The following is a 19,228-nucleotide window of genomic DNA, read 5'->3' as shown; positions in this document are numbered from 1 at the left end:
TCTCCCAGACCCTACAAGCGGGGACATTCCGCTATATGAAGGGAGTTATCGGGCGGAGTAAAGATTCGACAGGACGCCGTGCGGCCCGGGGCGCCAGGCGCCGCCGGGCCGCACGGGACGCGACGTCCCGTCGGCGGGGCCCCGACGGGCCCCGCGTCCGCCAGGCCCGCGGGCCCGGCTCGGGGTCTCAGCTCTTGGCGAGCAGCGAGCGCAGGACGTACTGCATGATGCCGCCGTGGCGGTAGTACTCCGCCTCGCCGGGGGTGTCGATGCGCACGACGGCCTGGAACTCCTTGTCCCCCGCCTTCACCGTGACGGTGGCCGGGGTCGTCCCCGCGTTGAGTTCCTCGACGCCGGTGATGTCGAAGGTCTCCTCGCCGGTGAGGCCGAGCGAGGCGGCGCTCTCGCCCTCGGGGTACTGCAGCGGCAGCACGCCCATGCCGATCAGGTTGGAGCGGTGGATGCGCTCGTAGGACTCGGCGATCACCGCGCGGACGCCGAGCAGCGCCGTGCCCTTGGCGGCCCAGTCGCGCGAGGACCCCGAGCCGTACTCCTTGCCCGCCAGCACCACCAGCGGGACGCCCGCCGCCTGGTAGTTCGAGGAGGCGTCGTAGATCGTCGAGACCGGGCCGTCCTCCTGCGTGAAGTCGCGGGTGAAGCCGCCCTCGGTGCCGGGCGCGATCTGGTTGCGAAGGCGGATGTTGGCGAAGGTGCCCCGGATCATCACCTCGTGGTTGCCGCGGCGCGAGCCGTAGGAGTTGAAGTCCTTGAGCTGAACCCCGTGCTCCTTGAGGTACAGCCCCGCGGGCGAGTCGGCCTTGATCGAACCGGCCGGGGAGATGTGGTCGGTGGTCACCGAGTCGCCGAGCAGCGCGAGCACGCGGGCTCCGGCGATGTCGGTCACCGGCTCCGGCTCGCTCGGCATGCCGTCGAAGTAGGGAGCCTTGCGGACGTAGGTCGACTCGGGGTCCCACTCGAAGGTGTCGCCGGTCGGGATCGGCAGCGACCGCCAGGTGTCGTCGCCCTTGAACACGTCGGCGTAGTCGCGCCGGAACATGTCCTCCCCGATCGAGGAGTTGACGACCTCGGCGATCTCCTCGGCCGAGGGCCAGATGTCCTTGAGGAACACCGGCTCGCCGTCGGTCCCGGTGCCGAGCGGCTCGGTGTTCAGGTCCAGGTCCATCGTGCCGGCCAGCGCGTAGGCGACGACCAGCGGCGGCGAGGCCAGGTAGTTCATCTTGACGTCGGGGTTGATGCGCCCCTCGAAGTTGCGGTTGCCCGACAGCACCGCGGTGACGGCCAGGTCGCCCTCCTGGACGGCGGCCGAGATCTCCTCCGGCAGCGGGCCGGAGTTGCCGATGCAGGTGGTGCAGCCGTAGCCGACCAGGTTGAACCCGAGCTTGTCCAGGTAGGGCGTCAGGCCTGACCGCTCGAAGTAGCCGGTGACGACCTGCGAGCCGGGCGCGAGGGAGGTCTTCACCCAGGGCTTGCGGGTGAGGCCCTTGTCCACGGCGTTCCTGGCGAGCAGGGCCGCGCCGATCATGACGTACGGGTTGGAGGTGTTGGTGCAGGAGGTGATGGCGGCGATCACCACGGCGCCGTGGTCCAGCTCGAAGGAGGCGCCGTCGGCCAGCGTGACCGGGATGGGGCTGCTCGGCCGGGCGGAGCCCTCGGCGGCCGCCGCGGCGTGCGGCCTGTCCTGCTCCTTGTCGTGCCCGTCGGCCTGGGCGTTGGAGGCGGGGGCGTCGGAGGCCGGGAAGGACTCCTTGCCCTCCTCGTCCACGCCCTCGGCGTCGGGGACGAAGACGCGCACGTCACGGCGCCAGGTCTGCTTGGCGGCGGTCAGCGCGATGCGGTCCTGCGGGCGCTTGGGGCCGGCGATGGCCGGGACGACCGTCGACAGGTCCAGCTCGATGTACTCGGAGAAGACCGGCTCGCTCGCGGGGTCGTGCCACAGGCCCTGCTCCTTGGCGTACGCCTCGACCAGGGCGACCTGCTCGGGGGCGCGGCCGGTGAGCGTGAGGTACTTCACCGTCTCGTCGTCGATCGGGAAGATCGCGCAGGTGGAGCCGAACTCGGGGCTCATGTTGCCGATCGTCGCGCGGTTGGCCAGCGGCACCGCCGCGACGCCCTCGCCGTAGAACTCGACGAACTTGCCGACGACGCCGTGCTCGCGGAGCATCTCGGTGATGCGCAGCACCAGGTCGGTGGCGGTCGCCCCGGCGGGCAGCTCGCCGGTGAGCCGGAAGCCCACCACCCGGGGGATCAGCATGGAGATCGGCTGGCCGAGCATGGCGGCCTCGGCCTCGATGCCGCCCACGCCCCAGCCGAGCACGCCGACGCCGTTCTCCATGGTGGTGTGGGAGTCGGTGCCGACGCAGGTGTCGGGGTAGGCCTTGCCGTCGCGGGTCATGACCACGCGGGCCAGGTGCTCGATGTTGACCTGGTGCACAATGCCTGTGCCGGGCGGGACGACCTTGAACTCGTCGAACGCCGTCTGGCCCCAGCGCAGGAACTGGTAGCGCTCGCGGTTGCGCTCGTACTCGCGCTCGACGTTGCGCTGGAAGGAGTCGGGGCCGCCGAAGAAGTCGACGATGACCGAGTGGTCGATGACCATCTCGGCCGGCGCCAGCGGGTTGATCCTGGCCGGGTCGCCGCCCAGGTCGCGCACGGCCTCGCGCATGGTGGCCAGGTCGACGACGCAGGGCACGCCGGTGAAGTCCTGCATGATCACGCGGGCGGGCGTGAACTGGATCTCCACGCTGGGGGCCGCGGTGGGGTCCCACCCGCCGAGCGCCCGGATGTGGTCGGCGGTGATGTTGGCGCCGTCCTCGGTGCGCAGAAGGTTCTCGAGAAGGATCTTCAAGCTGTACGGGAGGCGCGCCGACCCCTCGACGGCGTCCAGCCGGTAGATCTCGTATGCCGCGTCACCGACGCGGAGTGTGTCACGGCTGCCGAAGCTGTTGGCGGACACGGAGACTCGCCTCCCTCATTTCACACTCATCGCCACTGATGATGGGTCGCAGACTGTGCCTGGTTCGCCCCATAGATCCTGCCGCACCGGCGGAGTGCCGCCGCCAGTTAGGTACTCCTAACCGAACACGGCCTCTCGGATCTCTCGACATCAAGATATCGGGTGTTATATCTCGACATCAAGTTACTCATGGGTAGCGAGGAGCGCGACGAGGGCCCGAGACGGGACGCGAGGCAGTGCGGGACGGCGGGACGGTCCGCGGCGAGGCGAGCGGGAGACGCTAGAGGGACGGCATGAGACGTGCCGCGAACAGGCCGATCACGACCACCGACAGCACCGGGCCGAGGATCTTGATCTCGAACACCCTCCCGGTCTTGATGCCGATCTTCCACGGCAGCAGCCACCGGTGCCGCAGCGGCCACAGCACCGGGCACCCGCGTTCGGTCAGGCAGTCGCCCACCACGTGCGCCAGGCAGCCGATCGAGATCGCGAAGCCGAGCCACAGGTACCCGACGTGGGCGGAGCGGAGCAGGATGAACGCGATGGCGGTCAGGCCGATGTTCACCATCGCCGAGGTGATCGTCTTGCCGGGGATGCCGATGCCGATCGACCGCAGCGCGAGGCCGATCATCAGGATGACCACGACGTCGCGGCCGATGGAATAGTGGTCGGCGAGCAGGTGCGCGCCGAGGCCGGCGGCGATCGCGAACGCCAGCGAGTGGGTGGCGTGCCGGTGCCCGCCGCTCGCCCAGTTGACCGCCTTGCTCAGCACCCAGGTGGCCGGGCCGAAGGTCTGGGCGATCGTCGCGTGCGGGTGGTCGAGATCGGGGAGCATCGCCGCGCCCGCGCAGACGAGCGTGCCGGCGACCAGTTCGGCCGGGGACAGTGCGTTGGCCACCACCGGCGTCAGGTCGCCGGTGAGGCCGGACAGCGCCGTCAGGCCCGGCAGCGCCACCAGACCCGGCGCGACCAGCAGCCAGGCCGCCGCCCCGCTGAGTGCGTGCGTATGCCCCATCATGCGTCGATCACGATCGGGCACCCTATGGCAAAAACCTCACCAAGCGGCGGAGGTGTCCCGCCGGGGGCGCGGCGTGTCGCCTCGCGCCCGGCGACCGGCGCGCGCCGGGAAGCGCGGGGAGAACCGCCCGAGGGCCGTGGAAAAAAAGAAGGACGGGGCCGTTCCGCTCCAAGAGCACCCCCCAGCCCTCTCAGAGCGGAACGACCCGTCCGAATGCTGTTAACGCTCGCATCCCGGCATGTGTTCCCCGGTGAGCGTGATGTGTGTCACTGATTTCTCCGAGCCTCGGCGCCGTCGGCGCTCCTCTTCACCCGCGAAGTGGGCGAGTTGGTTTCGAGGGGTTGTTCTAAGAACGCTAACGATATATCTTTGAAGCATCGAGAACGGTCGAAGGTCGATCGTCGATGTGAGGAGAGAACGATGACGGGATTCGCGATGGGAGCCGCGCCCTGGGGAACCCCCCGAGGCGGGCGGCCCATGACACTCGGCCTGCTGGGCGCCATGGCCGCCCTGCACCAGGCGCATCACCACCACCAGCACCGCCATGGCGTGCCCGGCGAGGACGACGAGGCCGGGCCCGAGCGCCGCCACCGAGGCGGCCGGGGCGGCCGCAGGGGCCCCGGCCCGTGGGACTTCGGCGGCGGGCCGTTCCGGCCCGGCTTCCCGTTCGGGGGCTTCGGCGGCGGGCGTCCGCCGTTCGGCAGAGGCGGGCGCAAGGCCAAGCGCGGCGACGTCCGCGCAGCGATCCTCGCCCTGCTGAGCGAGGAGCAGCGCAACGGCTACCAGATCATCCAAGAGATCGCCGAGCGCAGCGAGGGCGGCTGGAAGCCCAGCCCCGGCGCGGTGTACCCGGCGCTCCAGCAGCTCGCCGACGAGGGCCTCGTGCGCGCCGACGAGACCGAGGGGCGCAAGACCTTCCAGCTCACCGACGCGGGCCGCGACTACGTGGCCCAGCACGCCGATGAGCTGCGGGCACCCTGGGAGGACATGACGCCGAACATGGAGGAGGGCGTCTACGAATTGTTCGATCTGAGCCGCCAGGCCGCCGCGGCGCTCTTCCAGATCGCGCAGACTGGGAGTGACGCCCAGGTCGCCCAGGCGAAGAAGATCCTGGCCGAGACCCGGCGCAAGCTGTACCAGATCCTGGCCGACGGCGACACCCCGGAGGAGTGAGCCTCGATGACATCGCGGGACGATCTGCGCATCGGCGACGCGGAGCGCGACGAGGTGATGGCCGCCCTGCGCGAGCACTTCGCGCAGGGCCGGCTCACCCACGAAGAGCTCGACGAGCGGCTCGACACGGCGCTCGCCGCCCGCACCGCGGGTGAGCTGCGGCGGGTGACGGCCGACCTGCCCTCCCCCGCGCGGCGCGCCGCGGCCGAGGGCGATCATCCCGCGATGGACGGCCCCCGCGGCCCGTGGGCGGGTCCCCGGCCGGCTCCGGGGTCGTGGGACGGCGGGCACGGGTGGCCTGCGGGCGGCTGGCCGTCGCCGCAGGACGGGCCGGCGGTGTGGGCCGGGCACATGGCCGCCGTCCGCCGCGAGCACCTGGCCCGCCGGGGGCGTCGCCGGCACGGCGTGCCGGCGGTCCCGCTCATGATCCTCGCGGTCATCCTGATCGCCGCGGCGGTCTCGGGCTCCCTGGCGCCCATCTTCGGGGTGCTGAAGGTGCTGTTCCTGGTCTGGATCGTCATGGCCGTGCTGGGGCTGGCCCACCACCGCCACCACCGTCACCACCGCGGGCGCCTCGGCCGCCGCCTCTGAGCCGGCCCGGCCGGCGCCCCTCTGACGCACCGCCGCGGGGGTCCTCCCGGCCGGGTCTCGCGGACCGGCCGGGAACCGCCGGCGCTATTTGGGCCTTGACGCCTCCAGTCAGCCGTTTCATGATCGGCCTGTCTTCCCGACCGTCGTCATTCCCGGGTTTCGGCTCGCGCGCACCCGGGCATGGTGGCGCACGTTGCCCGCGATCAGCGCGCCACCGGCCCTGTGGAACCGCCACGGGCCCGGCCCCCGACGACGAGGAGTAGCCCATGGGCCCGATCACGGACGATCAGCTTGATCACCGTGTGTTCCAGAGGGTGCGCGACGTCGACGCGGTGGTCCTCCCCCCGGAGGTGTACGGCCCGGAGTTCCGCCGGGCGTACGAGAGCGCCGAAGGCGTGGTGTGGAAGCTCGAGCGGGCCCAGCACTTCCACGAGCCCTACGAGCCGAGCTGGGAGGCGATGGCCGCCGGCGATTGGGACCGTTCCCTCCTGCTGATCGACGACCTGCGCGGCTCCCTGACCGCCGACTACGCCGGATACGCCGAGTTCCGCAGGGTCCGTGTCGTCGACGCGCCGCTCACCCCCTACATGCAGTGGGAACTGCACGTGCTCGCCGCCCGCGCCGAGGCCGGCGAGCAGGCCCGCGTGGTCCCCGCTTCGGCCGTCCACGCCCTGGAGCGGTACGGCCCGCTGCCCGAGCTGCTGGTGTTCGAGTCGGGGCTGATGTACGAGGTGCTGTACGACGGCTCGGGCGCCCACCTGGGCGGCCGCCGCGTCACCGACCCCGACGCCGTCGAGCCGTGCCTGGCCGCCGTGGTGGCGCTGTACGAACGGGGCGAGGACCTCGGCGCGTACTTCCGCCGCGAGGTCCTGCCCCTGCCGGCCCCGCGCCAGCGCCCCCTCAGGTCCGCCTGAGCGCCCCACCCGGGCGGGACGGGAGAGGGTCAGAGCCGGGGGTCGACCGGCTCGGACTCCAGGGCGAGGACGGCGAAGACCGCCTCGTGCACCCGCCAGAGCGGCTCGCCGCCGGCCAGCCGCGCCAGCGCCTCCATGCCCAGCGCGTGCTCGCGCAGCGCCAGCGACCGCTTCTTGCCCAGGAAACGCCCGCGCAGCCGGTCCAGGCTGCCGGTGTAGTCGGGCCCGTAGATGATGCGCAGGTACTCCCGCCCCCGCACCTTGACGCCCGGCTGCACGCGGCCGGCCGCCGGATGGGCGGGCTTGACCACCATGCCCTCGCCACCCTCGCCGGTCAGCGACTCCCACCACGCGGTGGCCGCCTCCCGGGACTCCGCCGAGCCCGTCGAGACCACGACGTGCCTGGTCGGGGTGATGAGGTCGCCGGACAGGCGCCCGAGCGCGTCCAGGTGCCAGGCGTGCGGCTCCTCCGCCGCCGTCGCCCGCCCCTCCACCGCGAGGATCTGGAACGGGGCGAAGCTCACTCCCGACAGGCCGGACACCGGCCGGCAGTACCGCGCGTAGGCGTCCCTGAACCGCGCCGCGTTGTCCGCGCGCGCCCGGGTGCGGTGCAGCAGGTCGCCCACGTCCAGCCCTCGCCCCGCCGCCGCGGCGAGCGCGGCGACCGCCTCGGGCAGCGCGGCGCGGGCCGCGGCCCCCACCGACGCGTACTGCTCGCGGATGAGCCCGCCCGCCTTGGCCGACCAGGGCAGCAGCTCGCCATCGAGCACGATCCAGTCGGTGCGCAGCTCCTCCCACAGGCCCGCCGCCGACACCGCCGCCCGCAGGCCGTCCACCAGGCCGGCCATGAGCGCCGGGTCGTCGAAGAACGGGCGCCCGGTGCGCGTGTGCACCATGCCGCGCGTCCCGTCGCCGACTCCGAACCGGGCGGCGGCGGCCTCGGGCGTGCGCGCCAGGACGGCGATGGCACGCGAGCCCATGTGCTTCTCCTCGCACACGACCTCGGCCACCCCGGCCTGGTGGAACTCCTCGAACGCCTCGGCCGGGTGCTCCAGGTGGCCCTCCAGCGGCGAGGTGGCGGCCGGGGCCATGGTCGGGGGCAGGTAGACCAGCCAGCGCGGGTCCACCGCGAACCTGCTCATGATCTCCAGCGCCGCGGCGGCGTTCTCCTCGCGGATCTTCACCTTGCCCCCGGCGCGGGTCTCGACGTACCGGGTGCCCTGGACGTCGCCGATGTCCAGCACGCCGGGGTCGCGCCGCGCCTCCGCCTGGAGCGGGCGGACCGGCTCGTACCAGACCTGCCGGGCCGGGACGGCGACCAGCTCGCGCTCGGGGTAGCGCAGCGCGGTGAGCCTGCCGCCGAACACGCAGCCGGTGTCCAGGCAGATGGTGTTGTTGACCCACTCGGAGTCGGGGATCGGGGTGTGGCCGTAGACGACCATGGCCCGGCCCCGGTAGTCCTTCGCCCACGGGTAGCGCACCGGCAGCCCGTACTCGTCGGTCTCGCCGGTCGTGTCGCCGTACAGCGCGAAGGAGCGCACCCGCCCGGAGGCGCGGCCGTGGTAGGCCTCCTTCAGGCCCGCGTGCGCCACGACGAGCCGGCCGCCGTCGAGCTGGTAGTGGCTGATCAGCCCGTCCATGAACGCCCGCGCCGCCTCGCGGAAGTCCTCCGGCTCGGCGGCGAGCTGCTCCAGCGAGCGCTCCAGGCCGTGCGACACCGTGACCTTGCGGCCGCTCAGCGCCCGCACCAGCTTGTTCTCGTGGTTGCCCGACACGCACAGCGCCGTGCCGGCCGCGACCATGCCCATGACCAGCCGCAGCACGCCGGGCGAGTCCGGGCCCCGGTCGACCAGGTCGCCCACGAACACGGCCGTCCTGCCCTGCGGGTGGGCCGCGCCCACCGGCCGGCCTGCCTCGTCGCGGCGCAGCTCCCACCCCAGCTCCGTGAGCAGGTCCTCCAGCTCGGCGCGGCAGCCGTGCACGTCGCCGACCAGGTCGAACGGGCCGGTGAGCTCGCGGCGGTCGGTCCACGCCTTCTCGCGGACGACCGTCGCGGCGTCGATGTCCTCGCCGCGCAGCACGTGCACCCGCCGGAACCCGTCCCTTAAGATCTTGGACAGCGAGCGGCGCAGGTCCTTGCGCTGACGGGTGATCACGTGCGCGCCGAAGTCGCGGTCGGGGCGCAGGGCGTTCCTGGCCACCGCGACGTCCTCGGGCACGTCGAGCACGATCGCGTCCACCAGCACGTCGTGGCTTCTGGCGAGCTCGACCAGCCGCTTGCGCGCCTCCCACTGGACGTTGGTGGCGTCCACGACGGTGAGCAGCCCGCGCCGCAGGCGGGTGCCGACGATGTAGTGCAGCACGTCGAAGGCGTCCGGGGTCGCCGCCTGGTCGTTCTCGTCGTCGGCGACCAGGCCCCGGCAGAAGTCAGAGGAGATGACCTGCGTGGGCGGGAAGTGCTTGCGGGCGAAGGTCGACTTGCCGCTGCCCGACACCCCCACCAGCACGACCAGCGACAGCGCCGGGACGCTGATCTCAACCACGGCTGAACACCCCCATCTGCGTCGGCGGGCCCACCTCGGGGTCCGGTTCGCCGACCGGCCGGTACGCCACGCGGTAGCCGTACTCCCGGGCCACGGCCTCGGCCCAGGCGGAGAACTCCGCGCGGGTCCACTCGAAGCGGTGGTCGGGGTGCCGCATGCCGGTCAGGAACTCGTAGCGCACGTTGTACTCGCTGTTGGGCGTGGTGACCACCACCACGCCGGGCCTGGCCTCGCCGAAGACGACCCGCTCCAGCGCGGGCAGCCGCGGCGGGTCCACGTGCTCGACGACCTCCATCAGCACGGCCGCGTCGTACCCGGCGAACCGCGCGTCGGTGTAGGTCAGGGCGCCTTGGAACAGCTCCAGCCGTCCTCTGCGCGTCTCGGGCATCCGGTCGAGCCTGAGCCGGCGGGCGGCCAGGGCGAGCGCCCGCGCCGACACGTCGACGCCGGTGACCCGGGTGATCTCGGGCTTGGCGAGCAGCTCGGCGAGCAGTTGCCCGGAGCCGCAGCCGAGGTCGATGACGCTGCGCGCCCCCGCATCGGCCAGCGCCTGGACCACCGCGTCCCGCCGCACCAGATTCAACGGCCGCGCCGCCCCGCCCGCCGCCGGCGGCGCCTCCGCGGCCGGCGCTTGGGCGAGCGAGGCGTCGAAAACCGGCGCGTCCGCGGCCTGCCCGTCGCCGGTCGGCACCGCGCCGGTCGGCACCTCGCCGGTCGGCACCTCGGCGGTCGGCACCTCGGCGGTCGGCACCTCGGCGGTCGGCACCTCGGCGGTCGGCACCTCGGCGGTCGGCACGTCGGCGGCCGGCGTCCCGGCGCCCGGTGCGTCAGCGGCGTCCAGGGACGCGGTCTCGGCGGCCGGCTCCTCTTCGACGGGTGGCTCCAGGTCCTCCTCGACGTCGTCTCCCAGCTCGGCCAGGCGCGCGAACGCGGCGCGGGTCAGCCCGGTCCGGCGGCCCAGGTAGCGGCGGGTGATCCACGCGCGCTCCGGGTGCGTGGCCAGCCACCCCTCCCCCGCGCGGATCAGCTTGTCCACCTCGTCGGAGGCCATCCAGTAGTGCTTGGCGTCGTCGAGGACCGGGAGCAGGACGTACAGATGGTTCAGCGCGTCGGCCAGCCGGACCGCCCCGCGCAGCGCGAGCCGCACGTACCGCGAGTCGCCCCACTCGGGGAAGCCCTCGTCGAGCGGGACCGGTCGCGCCTCCACCTGCCAGCCGAGCGGCTCGAACAACCGGTGCGCCACCTCCGGACCGCCCCGGCAGGGCAGCGCGGGCACGACGACCGCAAGGTCGATCGGCCCGGCGGCCAGGTCTGGACGGGACGCGCAGTGGCCGGCGCGCGCGGTGCGGAAGACGTCGGCGAGCGCCACCGCGAGCATCGAGGAGGCCGCGTACGGGCGGTCGTTGACGTACTGGCCCAGGCTGAAGTCGGGCGAGGAGTGGCCGCGCGAGCGAACCAGGCGCACGGCGTCCACCTCGAGCAGCAGCGCGGCCGTGCAGCGCTCCTCGGCGGCCTCGGGATAGAAGACGCGGGCCACGCCGAACGACTGGCCGAACTCCTGCACCCGGCCGGGGTGCTTGTGGAGCAGGAAGCCGAGATCGGTGGCCGGCCGCGTGGTCGTCGAGATGGTCAGCAGCACGCTGCCCGATCTTTCCCCATTCGCGCCCCACCGGCCACCGATTTCGGGTGCGCCCGCCCCGAGGCGGGTCAGCCTGCTCAGACGTGGGGCAGGATGTCGGCGGCGACCAGTTCGAGGTGATCGAGGTCGGACAGGTCGAGGACCTGCAGGTACAGGCGCTCGCAGCCGGCCTCGGCGAACGTCGCGATCTTGTCCAGGACCTCCTGCGGGGTGCCGGCCAGGCCGTTCTGCCGCAGCTCGCCGACCTCCCGGCCGATCGCCGCCGCCCTTCGGGCGAGCTCGGCCTCGTCGGCGCCCACGCACAGCACCTGGGCGGCCGACAGGACGATCGGCTCGCGGCCGGCCGCCGAGCACGCCTCCCGCACGCGGTCGTAGGCCGCCGCGGTGTCCCCCAGCCCGTGGAAGGGCACGTTGTACTCGTCGGCGAAGCGGGCGGCCAGCCGGGGCGTGCGCTTCGCGCCGGTGCCGCCGATGATCACCGGCGGACGGGGGCTCTGCGCGGGCTTGGGCAGCGCGGGCGAGTCGGCGACCCGGTAGTAGGCGCCCTCGAAGGAGAAGGTGTCACCCGGCTTGGTGGTCCACAGCCCCGTGATGATCTCCAGCTGCTCCTCGAACCGGGCGAACCGCTCGCCGAGCGGCGGGAAGGGGATGCCGTACGCCTTGTGCTCGGCGTCGAACCACCCCGTGCCGAAGCCGAACTCGACCCGGCCGCCGCTCATCTGGTCCACCTGCGCGACGCTGATCGCGAGCGGCCCGGGAAGGCGGAAGGTCGCCGCGGTGACCAGCGTGCCGAGGCGGATCGTCGTGGTCTCGCGGGCCAGCCCCGCCAGCGTCACCCAGGAGTCGGTGGGGCCGGGCGAGGCGTCGCCGTCCCCCATGCGCAGGTAGTGGTCGGAGCGGAAGAAGGCGTCATATCCGAGCCGCTCGGCGGCCTGCGCCACGCGGAGCTGGTCCTCGTAGCCGGCGCCTTGCTGCGGCTCCGTGAAGATCCTTAATCTCATACGCCCATTATCCCGATGTCACCCGATGAATCTCCGGGGTGGGATAGGGGTTCGGACAGCCCCCGCATCAGGGTAAGAAAACGCCCATGGGGGGACTTCCTACCTATACTCCGATGCTCGCCCAGCTAGGCACGCTGCCGCCGCCGGGCGACGACGCGAGCTGGGGCCATGAGATGAAGTGGGACGGCGTGCGCGCCCTCGCCTACGTCGAGAACTCCGCACTCCGGCTCATCTCGCGCAACGGCAAGGAGGTCACCGTGGCCTACCCCGAGCTGTACGCGCTGGCCGGCGCGGTCGGCGGTCACGACGTCGTGCTCGACGGAGAGATCGTCGCCTTCGACGACGCCGGCCGCCCCAGCTTCTCGGCGCTGCAACCGCGCATGCACCAGCGCCGCGAGGAACGGGTGCGCAAGCTGGCCCAGACGATCCCGGTGACGTTCATGCTCTTCGACATCCTGCACCTGGACGCCGAGCCGGCGATCAACCTGCCCTACGTCCAGCGCCGGGAACTGCTGGAGGACGTGGTGACCGCGGGCGCGCGCTGGCAGGTGCCCGCCTGGTTCCACGACGACGGCGCGCACGCCATGCGGCTGAGCCGGCAGCTCGGCATGGAGGGCGTCGTCGCCAAGCGCCTGCAGTCGCCCTACCGGCCCGGCCGCAGGTCACCCGAGTGGACCAAGGTCAAGAACTTCCGCGCGCAGGAGGTGGTGATCGGCGGCTGGACGACCGGGCGTGGCCGCCGGTCGGCGACGATGGGCTCACTGCTGGTCGGCGTCTACGAGGCCGGACGGCTGGTGTACGCCGGCAACGTCGGCACAGGGTTCACCGAGGAGACGCTGCGCGAGCTGGGCGAGGTGCTCGGCCCGCTCGGACGACCGGCCTGCCCCTTCGACGACCTGGTGCCCCGAGAGCAGGCCCGAGGCGCCCACTGGGTGGATCCGGTGCTGGTCGGCGAGGTCCAGTACGCCGAGTGGACCCACGACCGGCGGCTGCGCCACCCGTCCTGGCGCGGCCTGCGCGACGACAAGCGCCCCACCGAGGTCACCCGCGAAGGAGAGCCTCCCCAGCTGGCGAGCTGACCCCCGCGGCGGTCGGGTGAACCGCGGGTCACGAGCATTCGGCCACCGCTACGGGGCCCGGTAACCCAGCGAGTAGGAGCCGGACCCGCTCGCGGCGTCCACCCGGTAGCGGTAGTAGCCCGCCGTGCCGGTGTAGCTGATCCTCTCGTCGGGGTTCGGTCCCGCGGCCGAGGCGACGGTGACCCAGCCGAAGCCGTTCCACTTCTGCAGGTGGAGATCGAAGTCGGCGCCGTCGGGACCGTCCAGGCAGGCCGAGTGCACCCCGCTCACGGCCGAGTTGTAGTAGAGGTCGTCCGGCTCGTAGGCGTACCGGCCGCCGGTCAGGGAGCCGGTGACGGTGTGCGGGAAGGCGGTGCAGGAGCCCGTCGGCGGCGGCGGGTTGCCGGCGGTGGTCACCAGGCTCAGGCCGTAGGTCGACAGGATCTCGCTCACCGGCTGGAAGTAGGTGATCCCGCCCGAAGTGCAGTCGCCCGTCCCGCCGGAGGTGACTCCTTGCGCCTGGTCGATGGAGATGAAGGGGCCGCCGGAGTCACCGGGCTCGGCACAGACGCTGGTCCGGGTGAGCTCGTAGACGGTGCCCTGGGAGTAGGTGACGCTGGCGTTACGCTGCCGGATTATGCCGCAGTGCCAGTCGGAGGTGGATCCGGACCGGCATACCGAGGCGCCCTCGATGGCCTCCCTCGCCCCCGCGACGTTGACCACGCCGCCGCTGCCGTTGTTCACCGATGGCCTGGGCGTCCAGTCGCCGTTGACGCCGACCCAGGAGAAGTCGCTGACGGGGAAGACCGACGCCTGGAAGGTGCCCTGGGCGACCCGGTTGAAGCCGAAGGTCGCCTGGCCTGCCCTGCCGCAGTGACCGGCGCTGACGAACCCCTTCTGGGCGCCGCGCACGACCGGGAAGCCGATCGAGCAGCGGGTCGTCGTCCCGATGTAGTAGGCGTCACCGCCCATCAGGTCGTAGAGGGGCCGGGGCCGCTCAGCGGACGCAACGACCCGCACCGCCGATCCGTCCAGTCCGATGCTCTTGATGACGGCCTGGGTCTTGCCGGGCTCCTCGGACAGGACCGTGACGCTGTTGGTGCGCACGTCGATGAAGCGCACGCCGCCCACGGTGGCCGGATGGGCGGGCAGTGCGGCGTCGAGCTTGTCCTTGATCATGTTGAGGTGGGCCAGCGACCCGCTGACCACCTGCGGCCGCGCGCCGGCCGCGAGGATCTGGGGGATGTCGGCGGAGCTGGTGGTGGCGACCATGAGCGTCTGCGCGGTGGCCCCCGTGAGCCAGGACCCGCCGTAACGGTCACCGAGTCCGCGGGCGAGCCGGGCCGCGATCGGTGTCAGGCGGATCTCGTTGAGCATGCGGGCCTGAGCCTGCGCGGCGGTGAGATGAAGGTCACGCTGAAGTGCCTCGATCATGCCCGGCAGCGGTCTGTGGGCGTCCGCGGTGACCGCGATGCCGGCCGTCCGGGGCTGGGCGACGGCCGGAGCGACCGCCACGACAAGAGCGCTGACCGTCAAAGCGCATCCCATGAGGGCTGTGCGTCTGCACGACATGATCTCTCCTCGACCTCGACCGCCAAAGCTGGGGGGAGATCGCCGCGCACCGCTCGAAGATCACCGGATGCGGGCTACGCCACCTTAAGGCAGCTCATGGAGATCAGGGCTGAAAAGCCCCGCGCCACGCCGGAAGCGATCGCGGGGACGATCGACGTGCCGGACCGCATCCGGGCACAAAGTGAAGGCGGCGCTTCCACGAGTACGACTCGTGAAAGCGCCGCCTGTCTTCCTGCTAGGCAGGTCAGAGGCCGAGACCCAGCCCCAGGCCGAGGCCCAGGCCCAGGCCGCGGCCGCCGCCGCTGCCGTAGCCGACGCCGACGCCGTAGCCGCCGCCGGACCCGTAACCGGCGCCGTAACCGTAGCCGGACCCGTAACCGGCGCCGTAGCCGTAGCCGGCCCCGTAGCCGACGCCGTAGCCGACACCGGCGCCGTAGTAGCCGCCCGGGCAGGCGGAACCGACGATCGTCGGGACCACCGTCGGGACGACGCCCACGCCACAGGGGCAGCAGTTGGCCCGAGCGGAGGTCTTGGCGCTCTTCGCGTGCACCGCGTCGGCGGAGGCGGCGGCGGCCGGGGCGATGACGGCCATACCGACGCATGCCGTGGTGACCAGAAGGCGGCGAATCATTCTTGAATTCTCCCTATTAGTAAATCGCCGCAACAGCCCGTCCGTACGCGGACTGCGTTGAACGGCGATTACCGAATGTGACCGCTCAGAGAGTACCCAACGCCCGATCAGCCATAAGGGTGCGGGAGAGTCAGATGACGGTAAAGATAGAGGCGCCGCGACCAATGGCGCCTTCGCTCAACGCAACGCCTTGCCAGGGGATCCACGTGGCTTCCACCGGGCATTTCCACAAAACCACAGGTCATGGCCATGATCACGGGGTGGCATACCCTCGGCTCAGGCCCTCGCGCCGAATGCCTCCGCATCCGGCGGACGCGTTCATCCCAATTCACCGGCAGCGCGACGGATTATGACATAACATTCTCACTCCGGCCGGCCGAGAGGAAATCCGGACTTTCAAGGCGCCCCCCAGAATGCCCCTGCAGCGAGATATGTCATAAATCGCGAACCGCCGTCGACTGATCCTCCGCAAGTCCTCGGGATCGTTCGCACCCACGAATCCGAAGAGAAGGCGAAGGGCGAAAGCACACCGGGCCTCCACGGCTCGGGGGAGGACACGCCGGACGTCCACGGGTCGGCGGGCGAGACCGCCGGGGCCGCTGCTCGGCAGCCGGAACTCCTCGCACGTACGAAAGAGGTGTGCGCCGCTCGCGGCGCACACCTCTTCGGCTCATCTCAGTTGTCGGGCATCGATGGCGATCAACCGCACACGGAGTAGGCCAGCCCGTACCCCAGTGCTCCCGGGCACGAATCCGGATACACGGTGAACCCGGTGACCTGCGGGGCGACGACCGGGAAGACCGTCAGACCAGAAGGGCCGGAAATGCCGGAAGAACCGGGAGGGCCGGGAGGTCCGGCGGGACCTTCAGGACCGGCGGGGCCCTCCGGACCTTGCGGACCCACAGGACCGGCAGGGCCTTCAGGACCGGCAGGGCCCCCGGGACCCTCGGGACCTTGGGGACCCGCAGGCCCCTCGGGACCGGCAGGACCGCCGGGACCCTCAGGGCCGGCGGGACCCTCCGGACCCGCAGGACCGGCGGGACCTTCAGGACCGGCAGGACCCCCCGGACCCTCGGGACCTTGGGGACCCGCAGGCCCCTCGGGACCAGCGGGACCTTCAGGCCCCTGGGGACCAGCCGGACCCTCAGGCCCCTCCGGACCGGCGGGCCCCTGAGGACCGGCGGGGCCGGCGGGGCCCTCAGGACCTGCGGGACCTTGCGGACCGGCGGGACCTGGGGCGCCGTCCGTCCCCGGTCGTCCCGGGAGACCGCTGGGTCCGGGCGGACCGGGCGGACCGGGCGGCCCGGGAGGACCGGCGGGACCCGGCGGCACCTTGCAGAGTGATTGGGGAAGACCGAGCCAGGCGCACAGCGGGATCGCGCCGGGCGCGACCGGAGCGGCCTGCGGCCTGACCACCTGAACGCTCGCCGGCGGGCAGAGCGTGGGAACACAGGTGCGTTGAGCCACAAAATGGCCCCACATCGGTGCTCCGAAGTATGTGCCGCTCATCGTATAGTCGATGACCGCCTGACCTGGTGGCCAGGGGGTCTTTGCCTCGGCACCTGCCACGGCAGGTGAGTAAACGATAACGACCCCGGCGAGCGCGCCGCTCAGCAGGGTCCGTTTCATCAATGTAGCCACTCTTCATTCTCTCCTCGGAATTCGAGGTGAAGCGCTCGCACGCGCGGCTCTTTGCCAGGATGATGATGTCATTAAGTTCGCTTTCCCCGTGCGGCCGGATCTCCTGCCCGACATCGCGGACTTCTCCGCCCGACCCGTCGATGACCGCCGCCGCAAGCTCGTCATATCGATATTCGCGGCGTGTCGCCCTGATTGCACAGATCAACGGCCCTCGCGAAATGCCACCGCTCACTTCTCCGGCGTGGCCATGGAAGCGCAGGACAGGTAAGCGGTCGCGAGGCGCCGGCCGGTGAAGTGCCGCACGCGCCGCGAAGTCGTGCACAGGCGGCCGACGGCGCCGAACACCCGGAAAACGCACCGCGACGTCGGCCGCTCACAATGCCGGGCCGCCGGTGCGGCGTTCGCGACGGCTCCCGGAGGTCCTCGGCGGATGCCCCGATTCCGATGACCGCACGTCGGAGTGGACATCCTGTCCGGAGGCGCTCCACCACATTCGGGCTATCCCACTTATCTCACGGCGAGAAGGACATCGAATTCCTCGTTCTGCGCGCCGTTCGTCGCGGCGTGGGGCAGATGTCATAATGACGCCTCCCGCCGAAGGGGCCGGAAACTCGGTCTTCGCCGGTCGACGCCTCGGGAATAGGCCGCGTGTCGCGGGAGATACCGTCCAGCGCCGGTCCGACCGTCACGGTCCCGACCAGGCGGTCCCGACCAGGCGGACCCGGCCAAGCGGACCCGGGCCCTTCCGACGTCGCATCGGAGACCATTGCCTGCGTCTCCACAAATAGCGTATTCGACCAAAGCGCCTACGTTCCCGACAATCCGTACATAGCGCTGGGTGCGGTTCGCGGCAGCCGGGCTCTGTTCAGGTAACCGCCATTCTTACTGTTTCCTGGTCCCGGTGATGGCGTGGCTGCCAATGGATTCCGGTCGCCGAATGCGACGATCTCGGTAGGCCGCGAGGCCTGTCACGAGATACCGGCGAATCCACGGTTGCCCGGCGGGTTCGCGCGGGGTTGCACCGGGGGAACCAAGAAGGGTTCAGGGATTCATCATGATCCGAATAACGTTCGTCATCACGGCGGCTCTGGCGGCGCTGCCGTTCTCCGCGTTGGCCGCCTCGGCCGACGCGGGCAGCCTTGCCGCCACCGGGTCTACGATGGCGTCGGCATCGTCCGCCACGGCTTCGGCCCCGAAGGCCCCGTGCTCCAAGCAGGGCTGCGGCGACGTAGTGTGCCCGCCCGGCTACACCTGCGTGTACTCGCCCAAGCAGTGCTTCACACTGCCCTGTCCGCAGTATGAATGCGTCGCCGTCGGAGGCGGCTATCCCGTGACCCCTCCGTACGTCCTGCCGTACCCGTATCCGTACCCGTACTCCCGGCCGGGCTGGTGGCCGAGGCCGTACCCGCACTACCCGCACTACCCGAGGCCGATCCCCGGTCCGCACTACCCGTCAGGGCCGCGACCGCACATCCTTCCGGCGCCGGCCCTGCCGATCGCCGGCGGCCCGCACGGGCCGAGCCAGCCGGGCGTGCGTGACGCGCAGCCTCCGATCCAGCAGCCACCGATCCAGCAGCCACCGGGCCGACCGGGCGTATAACGGCCCCCCTCGGGCCCGGCGCCGGCCACGTGCCTCACTGGACACGTGGAAGGTCCCTCGCGGTCCGGCGAACCCGCGACGGCTTGACCGGGCGAGCCGTGAAGCACCACGGTGAGCGGGCGCGTACGACCAGCTCGTGATCACCAACAGGCAAACGGGGCACGCGGATGTGCGGCCGCTTCGCGACGATGTGGTTCCACTGAGGACCCGATCCGAGCGAGCGGCCGCCAGGGTCCCGGCCACCGTCTTCTGGTACGGCTCCCGGCGCTCAGTTCCGGCCGCCGGTGGCCGCCTGCGGCAGGATGACCAGCTCGACCAGCTCGTCCAGGTCCACGATGGACGCCACCTCGGCGACCGAGCGGCAGTAGGCGATCAGCACTCCGTGCTGGCGCACGCGGAGCAGCGTGTGGCCGTCCAGCCTGATCGGCTCGACCTCGTATCCCTCTCCCCCGACCCATTTCGACATGCCGGAAATGATAAGAAACCGCAGGTCAAGGCGCAGCAAAGCCCTTCGTCGCCCAGGTCCCGCTCGCCCGGGGCAACACGCCCCACGCGGGATTCGCGAGCCCGTCCAGGGGTAGCGCCCAATTAGACCGGACATCCCAGGGACTTCGCGTTCGGGCCATAGGAGGAACGCGTGCAGCGACATGGACAGCCCCCACACCAGCAGGGCGATGTCACGCGGGTCCATACGGCCGTACAGGCGAAGACGGAACCGGCCCAGCCGTCCGGACGAGGAGAACGCGAGCCGAACCGGCCGCACGGGCAAGGCGAGAGCGAGCCGAACCGGCCGCACGGGCAAGGCGAGAGCGAGCCGAACCGGCCGCACGGGCAAGGCGAGAGCGAGCCGAACCGGCCGCACGGGCAAGGCGA

The 19,228-nt window shown here is 71.6% G+C and carries 13 protein-coding genes; 4 read left to right on the top strand and 9 right to left on the bottom strand.

Annotated features, from left to right (window positions below; all coding sequences use genetic code 11):
• Positions 1 to 187: 187 nt before the first annotated feature.
• Together ACWEN6_RS02440 and ACWEN6_RS02435 are read right to left on the bottom strand one after the other, a co-directional pair.
• A complete protein-coding gene (locus tag ACWEN6_RS02440; protein WP_452568594.1) occupies positions 188 to 2,974 on the bottom strand; it encodes an aconitate hydratase in 2,787 nt (928 codons plus the stop codon).
• A gap of 280 nt (positions 2,975 to 3,254) precedes the next feature.
• Positions 3,255 to 3,992 carry a metal-dependent hydrolase gene (locus ACWEN6_RS02435; RefSeq protein ID WP_452568593.1) on the bottom strand — a complete coding sequence of 246 codons (738 nt, stop codon included), beginning with the start codon at positions 3,990 to 3,992 and terminating at the stop codon, positions 3,255 to 3,257.
• Positions 3,993 to 4,412: 420 nt separating this feature from the next.
• On the opposite strand from ACWEN6_RS02435, the gene ACWEN6_RS02430 reads away from it, so the two are divergent.
• From ACWEN6_RS02430 to ACWEN6_RS02420, 3 genes are all read left to right on the top strand, one after another.
• On the top strand, positions 4,413 to 5,165 hold the full coding sequence (locus ACWEN6_RS02430) for a PadR family transcriptional regulator (RefSeq protein ID WP_452568592.1): 753 nt from the start codon (positions 4,413 to 4,415) through the stop codon (positions 5,163 to 5,165).
• 6 nt (positions 5,166 to 5,171) lie between these two features.
• Positions 5,172 to 5,756 (top strand): DUF1707 SHOCT-like domain-containing protein, encoded by a 585-nt coding sequence (locus ACWEN6_RS02425; RefSeq protein WP_452568591.1) that lies wholly within the window; start codon positions 5,172 to 5,174, stop codon positions 5,754 to 5,756.
• Between the two features lie 266 nt (positions 5,757 to 6,022).
• Entirely contained in the window at positions 6,023 to 6,670 is a 648-nt protein-coding gene (locus ACWEN6_RS02420; protein ID WP_452568590.1) for a DUF6879 family protein, read from the top strand.
• Positions 6,671 to 6,699: 29 nt separating this feature from the next.
• Here ACWEN6_RS02420 and ACWEN6_RS02415 read toward each other — a convergent pair whose 3' ends face one another.
• The 3 genes from ACWEN6_RS02415 to ACWEN6_RS02405 form a co-directional block, all read right to left on the bottom strand.
• Positions 6,700 to 9,213, bottom strand: a complete 2,514-nt coding sequence (locus ACWEN6_RS02415) for a polynucleotide kinase-phosphatase (RefSeq protein ID WP_452568589.1) — start codon at positions 9,211 to 9,213, stop codon at positions 6,700 to 6,702.
• The gene (locus ACWEN6_RS02410; protein WP_452568588.1) at positions 9,206 to 10,852 is read right to left on the bottom strand and encodes a 3' terminal RNA ribose 2'-O-methyltransferase Hen1; all 1,647 of its coding nucleotides are present in this window, start codon (positions 10,850 to 10,852) and stop codon (positions 9,206 to 9,208) included. The genes ACWEN6_RS02415 and ACWEN6_RS02410 overlap by 8 nt, the downstream gene beginning before the upstream one ends.
• A 77-nt stretch (positions 10,853 to 10,929) precedes the next feature.
• The gene (locus ACWEN6_RS02405) at positions 10,930 to 11,853 is read right to left on the bottom strand and encodes an LLM class F420-dependent oxidoreductase (RefSeq protein WP_452568587.1); all 924 of its coding nucleotides are present in this window, start codon (positions 11,851 to 11,853) and stop codon (positions 10,930 to 10,932) included.
• A 113-nt stretch (positions 11,854 to 11,966) separates the two neighbouring features.
• Here ACWEN6_RS02405 and ligD point away from each other — a divergent pair, with 113 nt between their 5' ends.
• Positions 11,967 to 12,932, top strand: a complete 966-nt coding sequence (gene ligD, locus ACWEN6_RS02400; RefSeq protein ID WP_452568586.1) for a non-homologous end-joining DNA ligase — start codon at positions 11,967 to 11,969, stop codon at positions 12,930 to 12,932.
• Between the two features lie 48 nt (positions 12,933 to 12,980).
• On the opposite strand, the gene ACWEN6_RS02395 is transcribed toward ligD, so the two are convergent.
• From ACWEN6_RS02395 to ACWEN6_RS02380, 4 genes are all read right to left on the bottom strand, one after another.
• A complete protein-coding gene (locus tag ACWEN6_RS02395; protein ID WP_452568585.1) occupies positions 12,981 to 14,483 on the bottom strand; it encodes a S1 family peptidase in 1,503 nt (500 codons plus the stop codon).
• Positions 14,484 to 14,727: 244 nt separating this feature from the next.
• The gene (locus tag ACWEN6_RS02390; RefSeq protein WP_452568584.1) at positions 14,728 to 15,114 is read right to left on the bottom strand and encodes a hypothetical protein; all 387 of its coding nucleotides are present in this window, start codon (positions 15,112 to 15,114) and stop codon (positions 14,728 to 14,730) included.
• 2,682 nt (positions 15,115 to 17,796) lie between these two features.
• Positions 17,797 to 17,937 carry a hypothetical protein gene (locus ACWEN6_RS02385; protein WP_452568583.1) on the bottom strand — a complete coding sequence of 47 codons (141 nt, stop codon included), beginning with the start codon at positions 17,935 to 17,937 and terminating at the stop codon, positions 17,797 to 17,799.
• A gap of 686 nt (positions 17,938 to 18,623) precedes the next feature.
• Positions 18,624 to 18,821: a transposase gene (locus tag ACWEN6_RS02380; protein ID WP_452568582.1), complete on the bottom strand. Its 198-nt coding sequence runs from the start codon at positions 18,819 to 18,821 to the stop codon at positions 18,624 to 18,626.
• Positions 18,822 to 19,228 lie beyond the last annotated feature (407 nt).

It is taken from the genome of Sphaerisporangium sp. NPDC004334 (genome assembly GCF_053602655.1).
This window is presented reverse-complemented; position numbering and strand designations above follow the sequence as displayed.